At 34.8% G+C, this 22762-nt stretch carries 24 protein-coding genes and 1 pseudogene; 20 read left to right on the top strand and 5 right to left on the bottom strand.

Annotated elements, in window-relative coordinates; translation table 11 throughout:
- Nucleotides 1–239: 239 nt before the first annotated feature.
- Nucleotides 240–1130 (bottom strand): COX15/CtaA family protein, encoded by an 891-nt coding sequence (locus J5J03_RS10375; protein WP_208589374.1) that lies wholly within the window; start codon nucleotides 1128–1130, stop codon nucleotides 240–242.
- 370 nt (nucleotides 1131–1500) lie between these two features.
- On the opposite strand from J5J03_RS10375, the gene cyoE reads away from it, so the two are divergent.
- The 7 genes from cyoE to J5J03_RS10340 all read left to right on the top strand — a co-directional run bounded on the left by cyoE (nucleotide 1501) and on the right by J5J03_RS10340 (nucleotide 8687).
- Nucleotides 1501–2436 carry a heme o synthase gene (gene cyoE, locus J5J03_RS10370; protein WP_208589372.1) on the top strand — a complete coding sequence of 312 codons (936 nt, stop codon included), beginning with the start codon at nucleotides 1501–1503 and terminating at the stop codon, nucleotides 2434–2436.
- 85 nt (nucleotides 2437–2521) lie between these two features.
- A complete protein-coding gene (gene coxB, locus J5J03_RS10365) occupies nucleotides 2522–3616 on the top strand; it encodes a cytochrome c oxidase subunit II (RefSeq protein WP_208589369.1) in 1095 nt (364 codons plus the stop codon).
- Between the two features lie 26 nt (nucleotides 3617–3642).
- Nucleotides 3643–5493: a cytochrome c oxidase subunit I gene (gene ctaD, locus J5J03_RS10360; RefSeq protein WP_231710695.1), complete on the top strand. Its 1851-nt coding sequence runs from the start codon at nucleotides 3643–3645 to the stop codon at nucleotides 5491–5493.
- Nucleotides 5493–6113: a cytochrome (ubi)quinol oxidase subunit III gene (locus J5J03_RS10355; protein WP_208589365.1), complete on the top strand. Its 621-nt coding sequence runs from the start codon at nucleotides 5493–5495 to the stop codon at nucleotides 6111–6113. Before ctaD ends, J5J03_RS10355 begins: the two co-directional genes overlap by 1 nt.
- A 3-nt stretch (nucleotides 6114–6116) precedes the next feature.
- On the top strand, nucleotides 6117–6440 hold the full coding sequence (gene ctaF / locus J5J03_RS10350) for a cytochrome c oxidase subunit IVB (protein ID WP_208589363.1): 324 nt from the start codon (nucleotides 6117–6119) through the stop codon (nucleotides 6438–6440).
- A gap of 882 nt (nucleotides 6441–7322) precedes the next feature.
- Nucleotides 7323–8213 (top strand): cytochrome c oxidase assembly factor CtaG, encoded by an 891-nt coding sequence (ctaG, locus tag J5J03_RS10345; RefSeq protein WP_208589361.1) that lies wholly within the window; start codon nucleotides 7323–7325, stop codon nucleotides 8211–8213.
- Nucleotides 8214–8231: 18 nt separating this feature from the next.
- Nucleotides 8232–8687, top strand: coding sequence for a DUF420 domain-containing protein (locus J5J03_RS10340; protein WP_208589359.1), 456 nt, complete (start codon nucleotides 8232–8234; stop codon nucleotides 8685–8687).
- Nucleotides 8688–8780: 93 nt separating this feature from the next.
- On the opposite strand, the gene ytvI is transcribed toward J5J03_RS10340, so the two are convergent.
- Both ytvI and J5J03_RS10330 read right to left on the bottom strand, forming a co-directional pair.
- Nucleotides 8781–9836 carry a sporulation integral membrane protein YtvI gene (ytvI, locus tag J5J03_RS10335; protein ID WP_208589357.1) on the bottom strand — a complete coding sequence of 352 codons (1056 nt, stop codon included), beginning with the start codon at nucleotides 9834–9836 and terminating at the stop codon, nucleotides 8781–8783.
- Between the two features lie 104 nt (nucleotides 9837–9940).
- A complete protein-coding gene (locus J5J03_RS10330) occupies nucleotides 9941–10306 on the bottom strand; it encodes a YugN family protein (protein WP_208589356.1) in 366 nt (121 codons plus the stop codon).
- 155 nt (nucleotides 10307–10461) lie between these two features.
- On the opposite strand from J5J03_RS10330, the gene J5J03_RS10325 reads away from it, so the two are divergent.
- The 7 genes and pseudogenes from J5J03_RS10325 (at nucleotide 10462) to coaD (ending at nucleotide 14471) form a co-directional block, all read left to right on the top strand.
- Nucleotides 10462–11499, top strand: coding sequence for a CAP domain-containing protein (locus J5J03_RS10325; protein WP_208589355.1), 1038 nt, complete (start codon nucleotides 10462–10464; stop codon nucleotides 11497–11499).
- Nucleotides 11500–11569: 70 nt separating this feature from the next.
- The gene (gene ylbD / locus J5J03_RS10320) at nucleotides 11570–11959 is read left to right on the top strand and encodes a spore coat protein YlbD (protein ID WP_208589354.1); all 390 of its coding nucleotides are present in this window, start codon (nucleotides 11570–11572) and stop codon (nucleotides 11957–11959) included.
- A 10-nt stretch (nucleotides 11960–11969) separates the two neighbouring features.
- Complete coding sequence (locus J5J03_RS10315) at nucleotides 11970–12203, top strand: YlbE-like family protein (protein ID WP_208589353.1); 234 nt, start codon at nucleotides 11970–11972, stop codon at nucleotides 12201–12203.
- A 211-nt stretch (nucleotides 12204–12414) separates the two neighbouring features.
- Entirely contained in the window at nucleotides 12415–12858 is a 444-nt protein-coding gene (locus tag J5J03_RS10310; RefSeq protein WP_208589352.1) for a YlbF family regulator, read from the top strand.
- A 29-nt stretch (nucleotides 12859–12887) separates the two neighbouring features.
- Nucleotides 12888–13166 (top strand): YlbG family protein, encoded by a 279-nt coding sequence (locus J5J03_RS10305; protein WP_208589350.1) that lies wholly within the window; start codon nucleotides 12888–12890, stop codon nucleotides 13164–13166.
- A gap of 254 nt (nucleotides 13167–13420) precedes the next feature.
- Nucleotides 13421–13993 (top strand): annotated as a pseudogene (rsmD, locus tag J5J03_RS10300) (16S rRNA (guanine(966)-N(2))-methyltransferase RsmD); the annotation flags it as partial.
- Entirely contained in the window at nucleotides 13986–14471 is a 486-nt protein-coding gene (gene coaD, locus J5J03_RS10295) for a pantetheine-phosphate adenylyltransferase (protein ID WP_208589347.1), read from the top strand. The pseudogene rsmD and the gene coaD, both read left to right, overlap by 8 nt.
- Before the next feature lie 137 nt (nucleotides 14472–14608).
- Here coaD and ylbJ read toward each other — a convergent pair whose 3' ends face one another.
- A complete protein-coding gene (ylbJ, locus tag J5J03_RS10290; protein WP_208589345.1) occupies nucleotides 14609–15805 on the bottom strand; it encodes a sporulation integral membrane protein YlbJ in 1197 nt (398 codons plus the stop codon).
- A gap of 164 nt (nucleotides 15806–15969) precedes the next feature.
- Here ylbJ and J5J03_RS10285 point away from each other — a divergent pair, with 164 nt between their 5' ends.
- Nucleotides 15970–16995, top strand: coding sequence for a SepM family pheromone-processing serine protease (locus J5J03_RS10285; RefSeq protein ID WP_208589344.1), 1026 nt, complete (start codon nucleotides 15970–15972; stop codon nucleotides 16993–16995).
- A 70-nt stretch (nucleotides 16996–17065) separates the two neighbouring features.
- On the opposite strand, the gene J5J03_RS10280 is transcribed toward J5J03_RS10285, so the two are convergent.
- Nucleotides 17066–18307, bottom strand: coding sequence for a nucleotidyltransferase (locus J5J03_RS10280; protein ID WP_208589343.1), 1242 nt, complete (start codon nucleotides 18305–18307; stop codon nucleotides 17066–17068).
- Nucleotides 18308–18600: 293 nt separating this feature from the next.
- On the opposite strand from J5J03_RS10280, the gene J5J03_RS10275 reads away from it, so the two are divergent.
- The 5 genes from J5J03_RS10275 to bshC all read left to right on the top strand — a co-directional run bounded on the left by J5J03_RS10275 (nucleotide 18601) and on the right by bshC (nucleotide 22757).
- Nucleotides 18601–19128, top strand: coding sequence for a YceD family protein (locus J5J03_RS10275; RefSeq protein ID WP_208589342.1), 528 nt, complete (start codon nucleotides 18601–18603; stop codon nucleotides 19126–19128).
- Between the two features lie 32 nt (nucleotides 19129–19160).
- Entirely contained in the window at nucleotides 19161–19334 is a 174-nt protein-coding gene (gene rpmF / locus J5J03_RS10270) for a 50S ribosomal protein L32 (protein ID WP_208589341.1), read from the top strand.
- A gap of 656 nt (nucleotides 19335–19990) precedes the next feature.
- Nucleotides 19991–20440, top strand: a complete 450-nt coding sequence (locus J5J03_RS10265; RefSeq protein WP_208589340.1) for an RsfA family transcriptional regulator — start codon at nucleotides 19991–19993, stop codon at nucleotides 20438–20440.
- A 203-nt stretch (nucleotides 20441–20643) separates the two neighbouring features.
- Nucleotides 20644–21030 (top strand): DUF3397 family protein, encoded by a 387-nt coding sequence (locus J5J03_RS10260; RefSeq protein ID WP_208589339.1) that lies wholly within the window; start codon nucleotides 20644–20646, stop codon nucleotides 21028–21030.
- Between the two features lie 104 nt (nucleotides 21031–21134).
- Nucleotides 21135–22757 carry a bacillithiol biosynthesis cysteine-adding enzyme BshC gene (gene bshC / locus J5J03_RS10255; protein WP_208589337.1) on the top strand — a complete coding sequence of 541 codons (1623 nt, stop codon included), beginning with the start codon at nucleotides 21135–21137 and terminating at the stop codon, nucleotides 22755–22757.
- Nucleotides 22758–22762: the final 5 nt, after the last annotated feature.

Genomic DNA, 22762 nt, shown 5'->3' with positions numbered 1-22762 from the left:
TTTGACCTGAAGATCCACTTTTTTGAGCGGGTTTTGCTCAAAAAAGTTAGCAGAAGGCCAAAGCCCACGTAAAGGGAAGTGGGCAGCCGGAGTGGTGGTCAAACTGTTCAAATATTTCATCATTACTATCAAAGTAATAATGGACCGGCGGTGTTTGCCGGTTTTTCTTATTTATATATAACTCAAGTAAAAATAGTGTTCATTGTATATTATTGTAGTGATATACATCACTTTGTTCATTACCTTTTTATGCTACGATTGGACAGTAATAAAAAGTAACATAATAAACCGAAAAATAAGGTAATAAATAGTGCATGTAATAGTGCGATCACGAGATTAACTTTCGTGAAAATGACCAGCCCACCTAAAATCACCTGGATAGTAATAAAGAAGGTAGCAATTCCCCAACCGTAATACATGACACGACTATTCCGATAATGCTTTCTGATTTTAAAAAATATTAACCATGTCCAAATAAATGCGATACCAGCTAACAAACGATGTCCCATTTGTACCCACTGACCTAGATGATAATCAAAGCTTAAAGGTTGATTAGCTTCACAAAATGGCCAACTAGGGCACGCCAAGCTAGAATCAATGTGTCTTACAAGTGCTCCAGAATAAACTACTACCATTATGTAAATAGTTAGCCAAATAAATTGTTTTCGAAAAGAAGAAGAAATAATTAATGAATCTGCATCAAATTTGTGATCGACTTCGAATATTAATATGGTTAATAGTAAAACTGCCGCAAATGAAATTAAAGAAATTCCAAAATGTAGTGCTAATACAAAGTCGGATTGTGGCCATAAAACAGCTGCAGCCCCGATTAAGCCTTGTGCCACAAGAAAAAAAATTGAAATGAATGCTAAAAACTTGGTTTCACGAATATGTCCTATTTTTCGCCAAGAAATAATCGATAATAACAGGACTAAAACTCCTGCAGCTGAAGAAACGATACGATGACTTAGTTCAATGAACATTTCCATAGACCAGTTGCCGTAACAGAATGGCCAGTTAGCCCCACAGCCCATTCCAGATTCTGTTTTTGTTACTAATGCACCACCGACTAAAACCCCAATCATGGCAAATGTTGATACTATCGATAAATATTTTAAAAATTTCATCATCACTACACCTCATAAACTTTAGATCATTCTACTATGACTCATCAAAATTTCTGCAAACTTATTTAATTACATATATTTCTTGCAAAGTATTTATGTATTATGCTAGAAATAAATAGGGTATAATAGAAAGCGTTGAAATCAAAATCCTATTTATTATAACAAATAAACCTACATTCGTGTCGACTAAGTACTATCTGAATCAATTGTTCACAGAAATGTCAAAATTCAAAATCAATATTCAACATAAATAGCGAAGCGGTTAAATACATGATACAATATCATTGTTTGATAGTTTATAATGGATACAACTATTGTGTTAAAATAATAAACTTTTATGTTTTGAAATGATGGAAAGGAGGTAACTACTAAGATGGATAAAATGGGGTTTTCTTCGAATGAGCCGATATTATCAACTCCTACAAGTGAATATTTGTATAAATGGTCTGAACTTAAATCATTGATGAAAGTCGGTATTATTAATTCGAATACAATGACTGCGTTTGCTGGATTTTGGTTAGCCTTATTCTATACGGGTGCCTCCTTATCTCTATATTGGCATGTATTATTAGTAACACTTGTCGGTACAGCATTTGTAATTGCTGGTGGCTGTGTCATCAATAATTACTATGATCGGGACATTGATCAAGTGATGAAAAGAACAAAAAAACGTCCTACGGTGACCGGAAGTATTGATTTATTACATGTCTTAATAATCGGTATTTCGTTATCTGTAGTGGGTGTATTAATATTATCCTTAGCTTCTATTCAAACAGCAATTTTTGGTGTGATCGGGTGGCTTAGTTATGTTGTGTTATACACCATGTGGTCAAAGCGGCGCTATACGATCAACACTGCAATTGGAAGCTTATCAGGTGCGGTACCTCCTCTAATTGGATGGTCAGCAGTTGACCCTGATTTACATGTTATTGCTTGGATTTTGTTTTTACTTATTTTTATTTGGCAGACTCCACACTTTCTTGCGATAGCGCTGAAAAAAGTGGATGATTATCAAGATGCTAATATTCCGATGTTACCAGTGGTACACGGAATTGATATCACGAAACGCCAAATGATTGTATATGTAGTATGTTTACTACCGATTCCTTTTTTATTACATGAATTAGGATTTATTTTTGTTCTGTTAGGGACAATATTAAATATAGGTTGGTTAGCCTTAGCAATTAAAGGGCTGTTTACGATTGATAATAAAAAATGGTCCAACCAAATGTTTGTTTATTCATTATTGTATTTAACAGCAATTTTCTTTTCGATGATTATTATAACTTTACCTAGTAATTTGCTATAATAGAATAAATTTCGTCAGTAGAACTTGATTTTATTCAAGTTTTTCTAAATAATATATTAAGTTAAAAAGAAAGAGAGGGTTAAACATGAAAGATTGGATGGGAAAAATCCGAACTCTGTCATTATTTTCTTTTTTGGTAATCATACTTTCTGCGTGCGGTAAAGATAACTTAACTGCATTAGTACCAAAAGGATATGGGGCAGAACAATCATTTAATGTCATTATTATTTCAATCCTTGTAATGATTGTGGTCTTTGTTGTTGTTATGGCAATATATGTGTATGTTGTTTTGAAGTATCGCCAGAGAAAAGGACAAGAAGACCAAATCCCTAAACAAACAGAGGGGAACAAAACGTTAGAAGTGGTTTGGACAGTGATTCCTATATTACTATTAATTATTATTGCTGTTCCGACTATCGCTAGTACATATGATTTAGCAGATGAATCAGAAAAAGAAGACAGTATTAATGTTAATGTAACAGGCCTTCAGTTCTGGTGGAATTTCGAGTATCCAAATGAAGAGATTCAAACAAGCCAGGAGCTTTATATTCCTGTTGATGAAAGAATTTATTTAAACATGATGTCCAGTGATGTCATTCACTCATTTTGGGTCCCATCCATATCAGGTAAGATGGATGTAAGTCCTGAAAACGAAAACACCATGTACATTGAGGCATATGAAGAAGGTGTTTATTGGGGGAAATGTACAGAGTTCTGTGGAGATTCTCACTCGCTAATGGACTTTAAAATTGTTGCCGTCAGTCAAGAAGAATACGATGAGTGGGTAACTGCAATGCAAAACACTGATCCGGAATACACAGCTGAATCTGCTACTGCTCAGGAAGGGCAGGAGCTATTTGAAAATAGCTGTATAAGCTGTCATGCTATTGACGCAAGTGCGAATCATCCTGTTGTTGGTCCTAACTTAGCAGACTTTGCTAACCGTACAAAGGTTGCTGGCATCAATGACTTCAGTAAAGAAGAAATAGTTAACTGGATTGTAGACCCTGCTGAAGTAAAACCAGGAAACGGAATGTTAGATGCACCATATTTGGAGGAAAATACGATTGGGCAAGAAGAGGCGGATAAAATCGCTGATTTCTTACTAGAATTAAAAGCTACAGATGAACCAGTAGACAGTGTTCAGCAATTTAGAGAAAATGAAGCAAATGAGAACTAAAGGGAGGTTAACTTAACGTGAGTACTATGGTAGCTACGAACAAAAAAGGCTTCGGTGCCACATTATGGGATTACTTAACAACAGTAGACCATAAGAAGATTGCTATTTTATACCTCGTAGCTGGTGGTTTCTTCTTTATCCTTGGTGGTTTAGAAGCATTAGCTATTAGATGGCAATTAGTGCAGCCGATGAACGACTTTGTAAGTGCAGGTTTTTATAACGAGTTAATCACAATGCACGGTACAACGATGATATTTCTGGCAGCAATGCCGTTAATCTTTGCGTTTATGAATGCAGTAGTGCCTTTACAAATTGGGGCGCGTGATGTTGCATTCCCGTTTTTAAACTCATTAGGTTTTTGGTTATTTTTATTTGGTGGAATTATGTTAAACGTTGGTTGGTTTACAGGTGGAGCCGCAGATGCTGGTTGGACAGCATATGCACCGCTTTCTACTACTTCACTAGGTGAAGGGGTAGACTACTATGTACTAGGTCTGCAAATTTCAGGTGCGGGTACATTGATAGGTGGTATTAACTTCCTAGTAACGATTGTAAACATGCGTGCACCAGGTATGACTTATATGAGAATGCCACTATTTACATGGACTGCTTTTGTTGCAAGTGCACTTATTTTATTTGCATTTCCAGCATTAACAGTAGGTTTATTTTTAATGATGTTTGACCGATTATTCGGTGCAGGTTTCTTTGATCCTGCCATGGGTGGTAACTCCGTCATATGGCAACACTTGTTTTGGATCTTTGGACACCCTGAAGTGTATATTTTGGCTTTACCTGCTTTTGGTATTTTTAGTGAAATTATTTCAACTTTTTCTAAGAAGCGCTTATTTGGTTATACAGCAATGGTGTTCGCAACAGTTTTAATCGGTTTCTTAGGATTTATGGTATGGGCTCACCATATGTTTACAGTAGGTATGGGGCCAGCAGCAAACTCTATTTTCGCTGTTGCTACAATGGCGATTGCTGTTCCGACAGGTATTAAGATTTTTAACTGGTTGTTTACCCTTTGGGGTGGTAATATCCAGATAAATACGCCAATGTTGTGGGCTTTAGGTTTTATACCTACATTTACTCTTGGTGGTATGACAGGTGTTATGGTTGCAGCAGCATCTGCTGACTTTCAGTACCATGATACGTATTTCGTTGTCGCACACTTCCACTATGTAATAGTTGGAGGGGTTGTATTTGCATTGCTTGCAGGTACACACTATTGGTGGCCTAAGATGTTTGGTACAATCTTAGATGATAAATTAGGAAAGATTACTTTCTGGTTATTCTTTATTGGTTTCCACTTGACGTTCTTTATCCAACATTTCTTAGGTTTAATGGGTATGCCTAGACGTTATTGGGTATATTTAGAAGGACAAGGACTTGATTTAGGAAACTTGATCAGTACAATTGGTGCTTTCTTAATGGGAATTGGTACGATTGTTTTATTAATCAATATTATTAAAACTTCTGTAAAAAATGAAAAAGTGAGTGGGGATCCATGGGATGCACGTACATTAGAATGGGCAATACCATCACCTCCACCATTCTATAATTTTAAGCAATTACCATTAGTTCGTGGTTTAGACCCATTATGGGTGGAAAAAACAGAAGGAAGAAAAGGTATGACACCAGCCGAACCACTTACAGATATTCATATGCCAAATAATTCTTTCTTACCGTTTGTAATGTCTTTAGGTTTATTTATTGCAGGCTTTGGTTTCATTTATCAAAAGTATGATTTATCATGGCTAATTGTATTATTTATCGGTATGGGTATCACACTAGGGTGTATGTTAATCAGATCAGTTAAAGATGACCTAGGTTACCATATCCATAAAGAAGACTTGAAGAAGGAGGCAGAGGAATAATGAGTGAACACGATGTGCTAAATCCAAAACATATGCCTCATGACCCTGAAAAAGCCACCTTAGAAGGTAAAAACAAATTTATGGGTTTTTGGTTTTTCCTAGGTGGAGAAACGGTTCTTTTTGCTAGTTTATTTGGTACTTATTTAGCTCTAAAGGATTCTACAAATGGCGGCAGTTCATCAGAAGAATTATTCGGACTTGAGTTAGTTTTCATTATGACTATGTTGCTATTGACTAGTTCTTTAACGAGTGTTTATGCAATGTACCATATGAAAAACCATGATTTTAAAAAGATGCAAATTTGGTTAGGGATTACGGTTGCTCTTGGCCTTGGTTTCCTTGGCTGTGAAATTTATGAGTTTTATCATTATATTCATGGGTATGAATTTACAATGAGATCTTCAGCATTTGGTTCAGCATTCTATACACTTGTTGGTTTCCACGGAGGTCACGTTGTCTTTGGTCTGTTATGGATCATAGCACTAATGATCCGAAATGCAAAACGAGGATTAAATTTATACAATGCACCAAAATTTTATATTGCTAGTCTTTACTGGCACTTTATTGACGTCGTATGGGTATTTATCTTTACAGTAGTTTATCTCATGGGGGTGCTTTAACAAATGGCTGACAAAGTATCTGGAACTACTGATCAATTTGATTTTGAAAAGCAAAAAAGAAAAGATGAAATGAAGCAACAAGTTATTACTTTTTCTTTAATGATTATTTTCACCATTGTTGCTTTTTCAATGGTTGAAGCTGAACTGGATAAACTGTTTGTTATTCCTGTTTTATTGGTTTTAGCAGCTATCCAAGTTGGTTTTCAAATATATTACTTTATGCATATGAGTCATAAAGGACATGAGATTCCGGCTTTAATGTTCTATGGCGGGGTATTTGCCGCATTCTTAACAATCTTAGCACTTGTGGTGTTAGTTTGGTGGTAGTCCAAAAAGCTTGAGAAGTAAACCACACTTCTCAAGCTTTTTTATTTTATGGAATGAATGTATATAACCCTATTGTTGAGAACTTTTATAACCAACAAATCCAGTAAGGAAGCCATAAGATTTGTTGAATAAAATGAGATAATCAACAAATCCAGTAAGGAAGTCATAAGATTTGTTGAATAAAATGAGATAACCAACAAATCCAGTAAGAAAGTCATAAGATTTGTTGAATAAAATGAGATAATCAACAAACCCAGTAAGGAAGCCATAAGATTTGTTGAATAAAATGAGATAACCAACAAATCCAGTAAGGAAGCCATAAGATTTGTTGAATAAAATGAGATAACCAACAAATCCAGTAAGGAAGTCATAAGATTTGTTGAATAAATGAAGATAACCAACAAATCAAACAAGGAAGACACAAAAGCTACAGTCGCTTGGTCTCCACTATTAGAAGTTATGGTAATCTTTGTAAGAGGTAGTAGTATATTGACTTTATATAATTGATATATGAAAAGATCGCTACTTTTTGTATGAAAGCAACGGCATTACTTATTGCTAGCGTTGTAGAGCATGATGATAGCGTAGGTCGAACACTTCAATTCCTTCATGGAAAGGAAGTAGACAGCCGGAGTAATGGTCAAGCTGTTCAAATATTTCATCATTACTACCAAAGTAATCGCATCTAATTAGTATTTAATGATGGACCGACGGGGTTTGCCGGTTTTTCTAAGGGTAGATAGCATCTTTTGCGAATCGGAAAAGTAAATGCTAACGCAGTTCATTAAATTGTTAAAATATAATATTTATATTGCTTTTTAATACTTGTTAAGTTCGGTATAATAAGAAATAGTTGTTACGATATAAAATGGAGTGATACACATGTGGCAAGAATTGCAAATATTTGGTTTTCGAGCATTATGGAGTCCATACTATGTTTTATTTATACTTAGTTTAGCAGTTCTATATTATTTATTTTTTATTAAACGAAAAGATAATAAAAAAGCGGATATTAAACAGATTACTTATTTCTATGGTGGTTTACTCTTACTCTATATTATTAAAGGATCTCCTATAGATTTATTATCTCATATTATGTTTACTGCCCATATGGTCCAAATGGCATTATATTACTTATTGTTTCCGATTCTGATCATTAAAGGTATCCCGACTTGGGTATGGAAAAAAGTATTCCATTTTCCTGTAATTGGTCCAATATTACGCTTATTAACGAAGCCTTTAATCGCTTTATTGTTGTTTAATGGACTATTTTCTATCTATCATATTCCATTGGTTTTCGATTACGCTAAAGCTAATGAATTTGCACATGCTCTGATCACATTAACTATTTTAGTCGCTGCTTTTATTGTCTGGTGGCCAATCTTTACGCCAATAAAAGAGATGGATACGATGTCACCTTTACTTAAGCTCGGCTATATAGCAGCAAATGGAATCTTAATAACTCCAGCTTGTGCGCTTATTATTTTTGCTAATGCGACTATATATACAACTTATAGTGCAACTGGCGGATGGGTACAAGCTTTGGCATTATGTGTGCCTGAGGACGTATTAAGTAGTCTGTCATTAAGTGGACCCGAAATGTTCTCACCATTAGGGATATTGGAAGATCAACAACTTGGTGGGATTGTAATGAAGATTACACAAGAGATTATTTATGGTGCAATTTTAGCCCGGATTTTCTTCCCATGGTTTAGAAGTGGCGCTGATAAAATCGATCCGTTACCGACTAACCAACATACAGAACAAATTTAATTGGAAGGATAAGATCTAATGGAATTATTACCGACACTAAGTACATTTTTTATTATTTTAAGTGCGATTCTTGTTGCTATTGGGTGGCGCTTAGTAGTAAAAAAGCAATATAAAGCTCATAAAAAAGTAATGATAGCAGGAGCATTAAGTGCACTTACTTTCTTTATCATTTATATGTCTAGGACAATTTTCGTTGGCAATACAAGCTTTGGTGGACCAGCGGAATTAGAAATTTATTACACTATATTTTTAATTTTTCACATTATATTAGCTACTTCTGGAGCTGTTTTTGGTGTTATAACCTTAACATTAGCATTTAAGCGAAATATTAAAAAACATCAAAAAATTGGCCCTGTGACAAGTGTTATTTGGTTTTGTAGTGCTATTACAGGGGTAATGGTATACTTATTATTGTATGTTTTCTATGACGGCGGAGAAACAACAAGTTTAATTAAAGCAATATTAGGTACATAAAAAAGCTGAGCATATGCTCAGCTTTTTTATGCCTTAATCTGAAAAAAGTATTTCATTAAGTTGTAAGGGTAACTTTTTTCAAGTGGAGATAGGTTAGATTTTGAAATTCATCTTAATAATACCGGCTTCTTTTGCCGAGTTGAAGGCTATGACAATCAATGGTCCAACAATAAATCCAAGGATTCCTAATAGTTTGAGCCCCACATACATGGCAATAAGTGTAGCAAGAGGCGACAAGCCGATATGTTTACCCATTACCTTTGGTTCCACGGTTCTTCTAATGGCAAGGAGAATGATAGCTAAAATAGCTAATTGCCCGCCAATAAATAAGTCACCTGTAATTAGCATATAAAGAGCCCATGGACCTAATATAGCAATCGAACCAATAATAGGTATAAAATCAATAACCCAAATAATTAAGGACATAATTAACGCATATTCTGGTACTATAATGTATAGACCAATAAGTGTCACAATAAAAATGATGATACTTACTAAAAACTGCGCTTTAAAAAAGCCTAAAATTACGTAAGACAAACGGTCGTTCATAAATTTCACTTTATCTGCTGTGCTTTCTTTTAAATGGCTATATGCCTTAGCTTTTAAGCGAGGTATTTCTAACATGAACATAAATAAAGCAATTAAGTATACAATTAAGCTAACAAGAAAATCTGGTACTTTACTAGCAACTTTGGCAATTTCCTCAATCCGTAGCATTTCACTGACATTGTTACTCAAAGCTGTTGTAGTGGATTGTATTTGTTTATTTACTTCTTCTACGAGTTCTTTTGGTAAATCTTCAGTAAAATGGTCAAATTCTGTTTCCCATTGAAGTAATTGATCTTTTACTTGAATAATGTAAGTTGGTACATTTTCAGCAAAACTGATAACTTGACCAACTATTTTGGTTACCGTATATGTTCCGATAATGCTGACTATTATGAGAAAAAGGAGAAATACAATGGTAACGGAAAGTTTACGGTTTATTTTTAGTTTTCTGATAAACCATCGTACAATCGGATTCAGAATTAATGCTGTAACAAATGCTAATAAAAGGGGAATCGAAACTGGTAGTATAAATATAGCTACTAACAGTAGGAATAGGATAACAAAAAATAATTTGATATGTTTTTTATTGAGATTTTTCATTAAGTAATCTTGAAACTCCTTTCAAAATCATAGTGTCCACTTAGAACCCTTATGAAAAACGGCTGTATTCTGGATACAGCCATTTTTATTAGGAATGTGCACAACTATTTTACAAACGGTTCCATATATTCTTTTGCATTTTGCAATAATTTTGACGCTCTCTCCACTGTAGAAGCAGGAAACTCCTCTTCCTCTCCATACTCAACTCCATGAGGATAATAATGTTTCCCTAATAAAGGTGTTAGCAATTTGATTACTGCATCACCTCTATCAACATCGCCTTCCACTGCATAGCCTTGTACTCTTATATAATATGTAATGTTTTTTTCAGGAGAGCCAACCTTATAATCATATGTAACACGTTCATAATCCCACTGATCTGCCCGTATAAAATTAGCTTTTGCCATCGCATGATCTAATGGTTGTAAATCAATTAATACGTCTTCTATTCCTGTGTTTGTAATTTTCATACTTTCACCTCATCTAAAATTATCACTAAACCTATAATAGTATGAAATGCCAAAAGATGCAATTTAAAAAAGTTTATTCCCTATTAAAAACTTTCATGATTAATATAGAGTTGCATATAATGGAGTTAACACAAGTAAATAATAGGTGGGGTTACATGAAAATAAAAGTGGTTTCTTTTATCATAATAGTATTTTTAATAGTTTTGTTCAGTCTTTTTTACTTTAGTCAACATGATGAACCTCAATTAGTGCATTATCATAAAAAACCTACTCTTACCAAAAGTGATAAAGTTCATTTGGCTGAAGATCATACACTTATCGTTCAACAAAATGCTGTATGGAAATATGTAAATCAAAATATTGATAATTTTGTTTCTGTCTACGGAGAACCGGATCGAAAAGACCCTTCATTATATGACTTTGAATGGTGGATATTTAAGCAAGAAGATTTCTATATACAGGTAGCAGTGCAGAATGAAACAATTATGAGTATTTATTCTAACACAGCTACATTAGACTTCAGTCCGCTTGAAATTGGCCAAACAATAGAAGAAATCGAAGAAATATATCAATTACAAGAGGAAATTGAGTTTGATCATATACGCTTTAAATTGACTGAAGACGATTTGCAACAAAGGCCTGTATTAAGGCTATCTGAAGAAGTATTTGCTCAGTTATATATCGATCAATTTACGGAAAAATTAGCAGGTATACGACTGCTGAATAAAGATGCATTTGAAATGTTAAAACCTTATGAGTTGTTCTATTGGGGTGAAATAAAAGAAGCTAGCGAACCAGATGTGGATCAATGGGAAGCTATTGAGGAAGGTTTAGAACAGCAAATATTTGACTTAACAAATGAAATTCGTACAGTACATGAATTGGAAAGATTATCATGGGATGAGCAGGCAGCAGATGCTGCAAAAGCTCATAGTAAAGATATGCTTGAAGAGAATTATTTCTCCCATTATAGCTTGAATGGGGATGGATTGAAGGAACGCTTGTTAGCCGCTAATGCCCATTATTTATCGGCAGGGGAGAATATAGCTGCTCATTATGTTGATGCTCCAGCTGTAATTCACGGATGGCTTAACAGTGAGGGCCACCGAGAAGCTTTGTTAAAAGAAGAATATACACATTTGGGTGTTGGGGTTTATCAATCATTTTACACACAAAATTTCATTCAAAAATAATGCTGAAAGCACAAAAATAGGCCATTTGCATATATTGTGGTAGATAAGGTTGTAAGAGAGGAGCACAGCAATGAAAAATGCATCCAATCCTTCTGTACAACAATTTAAAGCATTTATTCATGAGCATCCACTATTAATAAAGGAAATTAAAAGTGGAAAAATGAGTTTGCAAGAGGCTTATGAGCAATATGTTTTATTAGGTGAGGAAGACCCTACTTGGAAAAAATATAAGCCTAATCATGACAATGATCAATCAAAAGATACCACTACAAATCAACTATATCAGAAATTTTGGAAACATATAGAAAAATTAGATGTGAATCAAGTAGAAAATCATATTAATGATCTAAATGGTGCTATAGATAATATTGTGACATTGATCGATCAGTTTAAACAGTTTCGAAATAATCAAACGAGCCAATCTCAATCAGACAATTTCTTTTATAAACCAAAGGATTAGGAGGATTTAGATGGAGCCGGAGACTTATCGTTTCATCCAGCAGCGTGAAGACTTGTGGCGTTTTATTCGGCTAAATCCTGAGTGGTATCGATATTTAACAAGAAATCCAAGTAGGATTGGCGAATTGGAAACAGAGGCAAAGCAATTTTATGGAAAAACGCTACCACAGCGTATGGAAAAAGCACAACAAAATATACAGATGATCCGATTATTAATGCAAATGGCAGGCTCGTGGAATGATTAGAGTGCTGCCTCTTTAATTTCTTCCTTATAATTGGTATGATAAAGTGAGACGATGATCGGTAGGTGGACACCCCCCCACTGATCATCAGAAAACTTATCAGAGTGTTAGCGTCCGTTATCCTTCACTTAGCTTTTTTGATTTAATCGAACCTTGAACTGGAATTGTTACGGACGATTACCAACGTGATAAAAATATGGAGGTGTAAGAGTTTATGTTAGCAACAATGGAAATTGTTGATATTTTAGATAAATCAGAAGCACTAGGTCAGATGGTATTAGAATCTGATGTCATGCAGGATTTTTATAAAGCAAAAGTAGTAATGGAACAAGATGAAAAAGCACAGGAGCTAATTAGAAGCTTTAATCAAATAAAGGAATCCTATGATGAAGTAGAAAGGTTTGGCAGATATCACCCTGATTATAGTAAAATAATGAAAGAAATACGTGTTGCCAAACGTGAGATGGATATGCATGAATCCATTGCTGCTTATAAAATGGCTGAAACCAATCTTCAGAAATTTCTAGATGAGATTAGTCAGTTAGTTGCATTTAGTGTAAGTGATAAAGTAAAAGTTCCAATGGATGGAGCAGCACTTACAGATGGTGGATGTGGCTGTGGATCTGGAAGCAGCGGATGTGGCTGTAGAGCTTCTTAGCGAAATGCAGTGAAAAGTGAGGTGGCCTGATGCTAGTAAAAAGACAAGGATTAATTGTTTGGTTTCATCAAATGAAGCATGTTAAACATATCAAAAAATATGGTCATATGGTTCATGTCTCAAAAAAGTTAAAATACGCGATGATATATGTTGATCAGAATAAGTTGGATGATACATATCAATCGCTGTTAAAGTTATCTTTTGTCACAAAAGTAGAACCCTCTTATAAACCATTTATTAAAACGGATTTTGAAAATAAAGCATTTGATAAAGAAGAAAAAGAATATGACTACAAAATGGGGATATAAAAAAACAACCTGCAGTTCATCAATAACTGCAGGTTCTTTTTATTTTCTTTACAAGAAAATAAAAAGATAAAGGGAGAGGAGAAACCGGAGGAAGAACTTATGGGGAAATGTAAGTCTTCTCCGTATTTAAGCAACTTTTATGTTGCTATATTTAGAGTTTGTACAAAACCTATTGCTTTTATACAAATGAATTTGAGAATTTTGTTACTTTCGTGCTATAGTAAGGGAGATTTAAAAAGCAGAAAGAAGGGAATGCTTTGAGAATAATTGCTGGTGATTTTAAAGGTAACAGAATTCAGGCAGTTCCTAACCAATTAACTCGACCTACAGGGGACAAAGTGAAAGAGTCTTTATTTCAAATGATTGGGCCTTACTTTGAAGGTGGAATATGTCTTGATTTATTTGCCGGTAGTGGTGCTTTGGCTATAGAGGCTATTAGTAGAGGAATGAAAAAAGCGATCTTAGTGGATAAACAACCTAAAGCAATCTCTATTATTCATCAAAATGTGAACCATTTACATATTCAAGATAAGGTAGAAATATATCGGAATGATGCTTTTAAAGCATTAAAGGCTTTACAAAAAAGAGCATTAGAGTTCGATACTATTTTTTTGGATCCACCGTATCATAAAGTGTCCTATGATAAATTGCTGCAAGGTATTACTTCAACAGGCATAGTAGCTGAAAATGGGCTCATTATTTGTGAGCATGATCCAAATATTAGTATGGAGGATAGGTATCAAGGGTATCATATATGGAAACATGAGGTATATAATACCACTACCGCTATCACGATTTTCCAGAAAGGTGTGAAAGATGATGACTAGATTAGCAATTTGCCCAGGCAGCTTTGATCCAGTAACAAATGGTCACTTGGATATTATTCAAAGAGGGGCTAAAGTTTTTGACGAAATAATTGTTGCTGTGTTTAACAATCAATCCAAAAATCCACTGTTTACTGTTGAGGAACGAGTTCACCTTTTACAAAAAGCTACAGAGGATTACGATAACATATCGGTAGATGCATGTAGTGGCTTATTAATGGATTATGCTAAAAGTAAAAATGCGCAAGCTGTGTTACGCGGATTAAGAGCAGTATCAGATTTTGAATATGAACTACAGCTTACTTCCATGAACCGAAAACTAAATGAAGAAATTGAAACGTTTTTCATGATGACGAACAATCAATATTCTTTTTTGAGTTCGAGTATGGTAAAGGAAATAGCAAAGTATCAAGCAAATGTGTCAGATTTAGTACCTCCTGTTGTAGAAGAGGCACTAAAAGAAAAGTTTAGCAATGTTTAATTTTTATCACGGTGCTAAACGTCTGTAAGACCTTCACTTCAAGCTTCCAGTAACACTAGGATAAGTCTAAGAGTAACAGACGCTAACACCATAATAAGTTTCGCTAATGACGATAGGGTGGTTTAACCACCTACTGGTCATAATCTCACTTTATTTTTCATTAAAATAATCAAATTGATAAATAAAGCTGACAAGGTGATAATGAATCCCATTTGTTCGAACATTAAGTATAACTGCTGAATGTTGTCAACAGATGGTTGTGCTAAAGTTGTTATGACCGATTCATTGGTTGTTTGTAAGTTTTTATAAACAGGTACATATAGTATGGTGACAATAATGCCAGCGAAAAGTCCATGTAATAAACGAGCAAAGAAGTAAGGCGTAAATTGGATATCTGTTTCCGCAAGAATGCTAGCAACTTGAGCCTGAACAGAAAAACCATTAAAGGCTAGGATAATGGAAACTAAAATAGCTTTAATTAAAGTAGAAGAATCTGCGCTAGCTACTTCGTTTGCTCCTATGGTAATCTCAAATATACCTGACAATAGTGGTAAAGCCATCTCTGCCGGTATTTGAAACCAGCTTAAAATGATGGTGATTCCTCCAGATATAAATTGGGCAATTTGTACCTCACGTAAGATTTCTGTTAGTACCGAAAAAAGAATAATAAATCCACCGATAACAAGCAATGTTTGAATAGACTGGGTTACGGCATCACCTAATATTTTCCCAAGAGCTCTTTTATCCCTCATTCTTGCACGATGGAGTTTTGACAAAGCTTTTGAGATAGAGAAGTGTTGTGTTGAATAACGATTTCTTTCGTGGTATTTGTAAAATCGCATACAAATACCGACCAAGAAATTGCTGGTATAATGAGTGATAGCAAGCAAAATACCTAGCTTGAGATCATGAAAAAAGCCAATTGAAACGGCTCCAATAATAAATAATGGATTAGAGGCATTTGTAAAGCTGACAAGCCTTTCTGCCTCTGTTTTTGATAATTGATTTTCTTCTCTTAATCTTGCGGTGAATTTTGCCCCTGACGGATAACCACTAGCCATTCCCATTGTCCATACAAATCCACCAACACCTGGGACATTAAATAATGGCCTCATTACAGGTTCGAATAATACCCCTATAAAATGTACGACACCAAAAGCGATTAATAATTCGGCTACAATAAAAAAAGGTAATAATGAAGGGAATACAACATTAGCCCAAACATCTAAACCTCTCTGGCTAGCTTTTAATACTTCTTGAGGGAAGGCTATAATCATTGTAGCCATAAATACGGAGACGGATGCATAGATAATAGAATACAACTTTTGCTTCAAGTTTTGCACTCCTTTAATAGCACTTTTCTGTACGTTTATCAGAATGAGTAGTAAAATATGTAGTGTTTTTAAGTTTGTCCTTCATTTAAATATACGCAACTGTATAGATGAAATATGACTTATCTTCAGATAAAATTGGAAGACTGTGAGAAGGAAGGGATTAGATGTTTCAGACAAAAAGTAAAGCAAGAATTATTGGTTTTTTCGTAGCATTGATTATCATTTTTTTACTATTTAGCTATCAGCTACCCTACTATATTCATAAACCAGGACATGCAGATCCACTAAATCCTGTTGTAGAAGTAGAGGGAGCCTCAGAAAGTGAAGGGGATATGCATCTTGTCACGATACAAGGTGGGAGGGCTACACCATTTCAATATATGCTGGCATTATGGCGAGATTATTACGATATACTACCGGTAGAGGAAGTATTAGTAGATGGGATGACAGATGATGAATATCGACAAATGCAATTAATGATGATGGAAAGTTCAAAAGAAGCGTCAACAGTTGTTGCTTATGAAGCAGCAAATAAGGAGATCAACATCGATTATCAAGGAATTTATGTAGTATCAGTAGTAGAAGACATGCCAGCTGATGGTATCTTACAATCAGCAGATGAAATTATCGAAATCGATGGCAACACGATAAATGAGGCAGAAGACTTGATTGATTATGTCACCACGAAAAAGGTTGGTGATAGCATATCGTTAACAGTGAAACGAAATGAAGAGACTTTCGAAACAGATATAACCTTGGAAGCACTTGAGGCGTTAAATGGGCAACCAGGGATCGGGATTCAACTTGTTACAAATCGAAATGTGACCGTTTCGCCTGAACTAACTTTTTCTAGTGGTGAAATTGGGGGTCCAAGTGCAGGATTGATGTTCTCGTTGGAAATCTACGATCAATTAACAGAGGAAGATATAACGAAAGGGTATCAAATCGCAGGTACGGGTGAAATTGATTATCAAGGTAATGTAGGGAGAATTGGCGGCATAGATAAGAAAGTAGTTGCAGCAGACCGTGAGGGTTGTGATATCTTCTTCGCACCTAATGAAAACGGTAGAGAAGACTCAAACTATCAAGTAGCTAAACAAGTCGCAGAAGATATCGGTACAGACATGGAGATCATTCCTGTCGATACCTTCGATGACGCCTTAGACTATCTAGAAAATTTAAACGGGTAAGAGGGTAGAGCAAACACAATTAAATAAACAGAAGTGGGATTCCTCCACTCAGTTTAATAAGACGCCGTAATTAAGGCGTCTTAAATATTGGTTTTTGATAGGCTTGTTTTGTTAAATGCTTTTGTGAGGATAACGGTAAAACACTGTAATAAGCATGATCAATTCGTTCGTCAAAAGCTTGATAGGGGTAGGGCTGCTTACTACTTGTATACCATTTAACATCAATATCTTTCTTTCTAGCACTTAAATAGTTTTGTCCATTTTCACTCATAGCTAAAATCCGGATTGCAGACGGTTGTTTTTCAGTCACGAATGCTTCAATTTCGCTAGAGTATGTATTGGTGAGGATATGTGTGAATACGCGTTGCAAACTTGTCCAAGTATATCTTTTCGTTTTTAGCCATTCCATCCAATCTGCAAAAGACTCTGCTTTTTTTGCAGTGTTAACTATTCGATTCTCTAACCCCTCTTTGATACCATGGATCTTGGTGAATTCTTCCTTTTTCATCGTTGATATTCGATATTTGAGTAATGGAAAATATGCCTCCCAATAATGCCAAGTACCATGAAGTTCTTTATATGCTTCAAGTTTTTCTTTAGTTATCGCAGGGATAGTATTGTTCAGTTTTTTTGTGTTGGTATGATCTGACAGTAATTGATTGCGAATACTAGTTGCACTAGCTATCGGATCATGGATTTTACGATCGTGATAATTATTTTTTATTCGTTGAATTGTGTATGGTGTTATCGTTGTATGTAGATCATAAATATTTTTGACATATTGATAGCCAAGTATATTATTTGGTTTGGCAAAATCGATAGATAACGTTTCACCACCAATCTTGGTGAAAGCTATGTCATTTGCTTTTGGATAGGAATGACCTTGGTTTAAAGCATCCGTTAAATAATGATCATAGTCTTCTTGGTGTTCCGTAATGAAATGATACAATGTATTAAAGTCTTCTATCTCACCATGTTCACTTCCAAAACACAATGAATCAGCTTGAAGACTGTTCAAAATTTTAACTGCACCATTTGCAAAAAGCTCACTATGTTGAACCGCATAAAAATAAGGTAGTTCAATAACGAGGTCAATTCCTTGTTGTACGGCTATTTTGGCTCTTGTGAACTTATCTACGATCGCTGGTTCCCCACGTTGTAAAAAGTTCCCACTCATGACTGCAATCATACATTCTGCACCTGAAACATGCTTTGCCTGTTGAAAGTGATAGTGATGTCCGTTATGATAGGGGTTATATTCAACAATTAATCCACATGCTTTCAGAGTAACCACCTCCATCATTGGTTTCATGAATGATCTTTCAAGTAAATGTGCATGATAAGCATATTGTAGTAAGTATATCATATAAAGTGATACAATGATCAGTGGGATTTTGAACCCGACTGATCATTAGCGTAACTGATCAGTGTGTTAACGTCTGTTATCCCTCTGACCTTCCTTGAGTTACTTGAAGCTCGAAGTGGTACGATTACAGACACTTAGCACTGTAATCAAGCAATAAATGTTTGTTCTGTAAAGAAAATATATTGACAAATGGACCAATACATTTTAAAATATTTCTTGTTGCCTTGAGGTGAATATAAATGAAATTATATATCCAAAAACTTAAACAGTCACAGGGAGAACCCGTTTCTTTTCGTGAGGAAGTAGACATTTCAGATATTGTGAATTTGGATAATGATATTCGACGAATCGAACCAGTTTTAGTTGACGGAACAGCTAGGATGGATGGAGACGATATTACCTGTGATTTTCAAATTCAAGGAGCGATGATTCTACCTTGTGCAAGAACGTTAGTTGATGTGTCGTATGAATTTTCGATTCATGCAATTGAATCTTTTACGACATCATCTTTTCGGGAAGAAGAAGAGGTGCATTTAGTAAATGGTGAGGTACTTGACTTAACACCATTTATCAAGGAAAATGTACTATTAGAAACGCCTTTAAGAGTGTTTGCTGATGATGAAAAATTAGAAGCAAACACAATGAAGGAAGGTAAAGGTTGGACACTTGTTACTGAAGAAGAACAATCAGAAAAAGTTGATCCGCGCCTTGAAAAGCTGAAATCTTTATTAGATGACAAAAGTAATGAGAAAGATAGTGAAGGATAGATCTTTGCTTCTCTTTAAAGGAGGTGTAATGCATGGCAGTACCAAAGCGCAGAACTTCAAAAAAGGTAAAAAACCAACGTCGTACTCATAAAAAATTACATGTACCAGGAATGGTAGAATGTTCAAATTGTGGTGAACTAACAAAACCACACCATGTATGTAAATCTTGTGGACATTATGATGGAAAACAAGTAGTAGAACAATAATTTGATATGTTGTACAACAAGTAGTGTAAGAGATGAGATCTCTTACACTTTTTTAATCAGATAGGAAAGTATATCACCATTGATATCACAACTTTTATAAGCAAGTATGATAGGAAAAGGTGATTCAAAACAAATATTTTAAGAAGCAAGAATAGCTATACAGATAAAGCTGCTATTTTGAAAGCTAGCTAGTGCAAGTCAACCGCTACGGCTGACCGTTTCGCTTTCTAAGGGCAAACCCCTACGGAAAGGGAATTCTTTGTGGTGTATAGCTGTTTTTTGCGATACATGGATGACTGTGGGAATTGTTTGGCCTGAAGATCCACTTTTTCGAGCGGGTTTGGTTCGAAAAAGTTAGCTGAAGGACAAACCCCACGGAAAGGAAAGTGGGCAGCCGAAGTGGTGGTCATACGATTCATATATTTCATAATGGCTACTAGAGGATCACAGATTTACCTAGCATTTAGTAATAAGGAATGAGCGGAATTTTGTTCAGTTTTTCTTATTTAGCGAGATATATCATGCTTGTATATTGGCGAAGAATATTAAAGTGGTTATGATAACAGAGTACTAAGTTTTTATAATATTTTAGCAACAATATGTCTATCTCTTCTATTAATTGCATACATTGTATCAAGAATAGAGGAGGTGGAGTTGTGCAAGGGAATCGACAAGATGCATGGACTAGTGATGAAGATATATTGCTAGCTGAAACTGTCTTACGCTATATTCGTGAAGGAAAGACACAATTAGAGGCTTTTAAGGAAGTAGGGGGAAAATTATCGCGAACATCAGCAGCGTGTGGTTTTCGTTGGAATGCAACGTTAAGGAAACAATATGAAGAAGCTATCCAGTTAGCAAAACAGAACCGTAAGAAAATATCCTATCAATCAAACCAACAGCTAGATGCTAGTCAAACTGAACAGCCAAACATCCATGAAGTGATCCAAACTTTAGAGCGACTGCAAAAATATTATCAGGAAATAGACCATCAGGAAGAATTGCGTAAATTAGTGGAAGAAAATAAACAGTTAAAGCAAAAGTTATATCAGTATCAAGTATTTCTTGAAACCGTTCAGCAAGCAATGGAAAAGGTAAAGCATTAATTCATTATTATTATGAGTTAGTAACCTCATCGAAAAGATGGGGTTTTTATGTTGTTTGCCATGATACTTAATGGTTTTCTCAATTTATAATGGATTTTTAAAAAGGAGCTTGCACAAGTTCAAAAGTCTTATATAATGGATATAAACATGACCAAAAGTAATAGTTTGAAAGTTATAACATTTTTTAAAAGTGAGGGTATTTTATGATAGAAGGGTTGTACTATCTGCTTGCTTTAATGGTTACACTACCGTTTGCTATAACATTTTTAGTTTATAAACTATCGTATAAGTTTGTAGGTGAAAAACGATATTGCTTTCATCTAGCGATTGATACGACGACAATTTTATATATCGCATCAGTTGCAGCAATTATTTATTCTGTTTTTTCGATAAATCCTATTAGTTACATTTTTCTCCTGTTGTTATTCATTTTAATGGTATGTGTCTTGATTCATTGGAAGGTGTATACTGACATCATTTTTTCTCATGTCTGTAAACGTTTCTGGAAAGCTACATTTTTGTTATTTTTCTCTTTACATATTATTACGATCTTATATGGAATCTTTTATAATATAAGCAAAGTGTTGTAATGATCTCATCATTACAAACAAATTATGTGCTTTTATCGTTTTCATTATGTACAATACTATTGGATTACTATTGTATATATTGAAGATAAAGGAGCAGTTCATTAATGCGTATCGAATCCCAAAGACTCGATTTACATAATAAATTTATCATGGATTATCAAATGGAAGTAAAGGATTTGTTGGCTCATTTTGATTATAATCCTTATAAAGAAAATGTTTTTAAAGAACGTAAGAAAGACTTGAAAGAGCAGCAATTTCAAAGAGAGACTCTGGCCGATGTGTTACATTCGATTAATCAACGTTGGTCTGCCACGGAAGCAACACATAAAAATATTGAAAAGCTGAGAGATCAAAACAGTGTGGTTGTTATTGGGGGGCAACAAGCAGGGATACTAACTGGTCCACTTTATACGATCAACAAAATAGTCTCCATTATTTCTTTGGCAAAGCAACAAGAAGAATTATTAGGTATTCCTGTGTTACCTGTCTTTTGGATAGCAGGAGAGGATCACGATTTTGCTGAAGTGAATCATATTTTCTTACCAGAAGAAACTGGCCTTCGAAAATTTTCTATAGAGGATCATCATAAAGAAAGAACAGCTGTATCTCAACGAAAGTTAAATAAAGAGCAAACCTATCGTTGGTTGGAAACAACATTTCGATCACTAAAAGAAACTGCTTATACGAAACAATTGTTTCAGACTTTACATGATAAGTTGATGACATCCAGTACTTTTGTTGATTTTTTTGCATCCTTTATTCACGAGATTTTTGCTGATACTGGATTAATCCTGGTTGACTCTGGAAATAAAGAAATACGGCAGCTAGAATCGACATACTTTCATGAAATGATTGAAAAGCAGCCAGAAATAAGCCGAGTTGTTTATCGTTCTCTACAGTCAATGAGAACAAAGGGATATCATGTTAGTGTTGATGCTAATGAACAAGATGGACATTTATTTGTAGAACAGGAAGGGGAAAGAATTTTACTTCAAAAAGATGGTCGAAATTGGGTTGGCAAAAATAACGAATGTCAATATTCTAATCAAGAGCTTTTGGAAATAGCAAAAGAAACACCAGAGCGATTGAGCAACAATGTAGTAACTAGACCATTAATGCAAGAAAAATTATTTCCCACACTAGCTTTTTTTGCGGGTCCGAGTGAAGCAGCATACTGGTCTATATTAAAAAATGCATTCCATAGTCTATCACTAAAGATGCCACCTGTTTTGCCGCGTGTGTCACTAACATTAGTCGATGAGAAGCTGTTAAAGTTATTGAATAAGTATGATATTGATTCTATCTCCGCAATTGATAACGGAGTCCAGACTCAAAAAATGAATTGGTTATCAGCTCAAGCTAGCAGTCCTGTTGAAGAAATGACGTTTCAACTGAAGGAAGCTATTAAAATGGGACATCAACCACTAAAAGAAGTAACAAAGGATCTAACAGATGATGTATCACAATATGCGGATAAAAATTTGCAACTGTTATTACAACAAGTAGATAAGCTTTCAAAAAGAATCAATAAGGAATTTTCCCAGAAGTATCATATGCAATTAAAAGAGTTTGATTATATTCAAATGCACTTAAAACCTGAAAATGGACTGCAAGAACGAACTTGGAATATTACTTATTTCCTTAATCACCATGGATTTGAATGGGTCAAACAAATAAATAATTATACGTTTGATTGGAAAAAACAACATTACATCGTGTACTTATAAAAAAA

It is taken from the genome of Gracilibacillus suaedae (genome assembly GCF_017599345.1).
GTDB classification, from domain to species: Bacteria; Bacillota; Bacilli; order Bacillales; family Amphibacillaceae; genus Gracilibacillus; species Gracilibacillus suaedae.
Note: the sequence above shows the minus strand (reverse complement) of the source record. Positions and strands in the feature narration are given on the sequence as shown.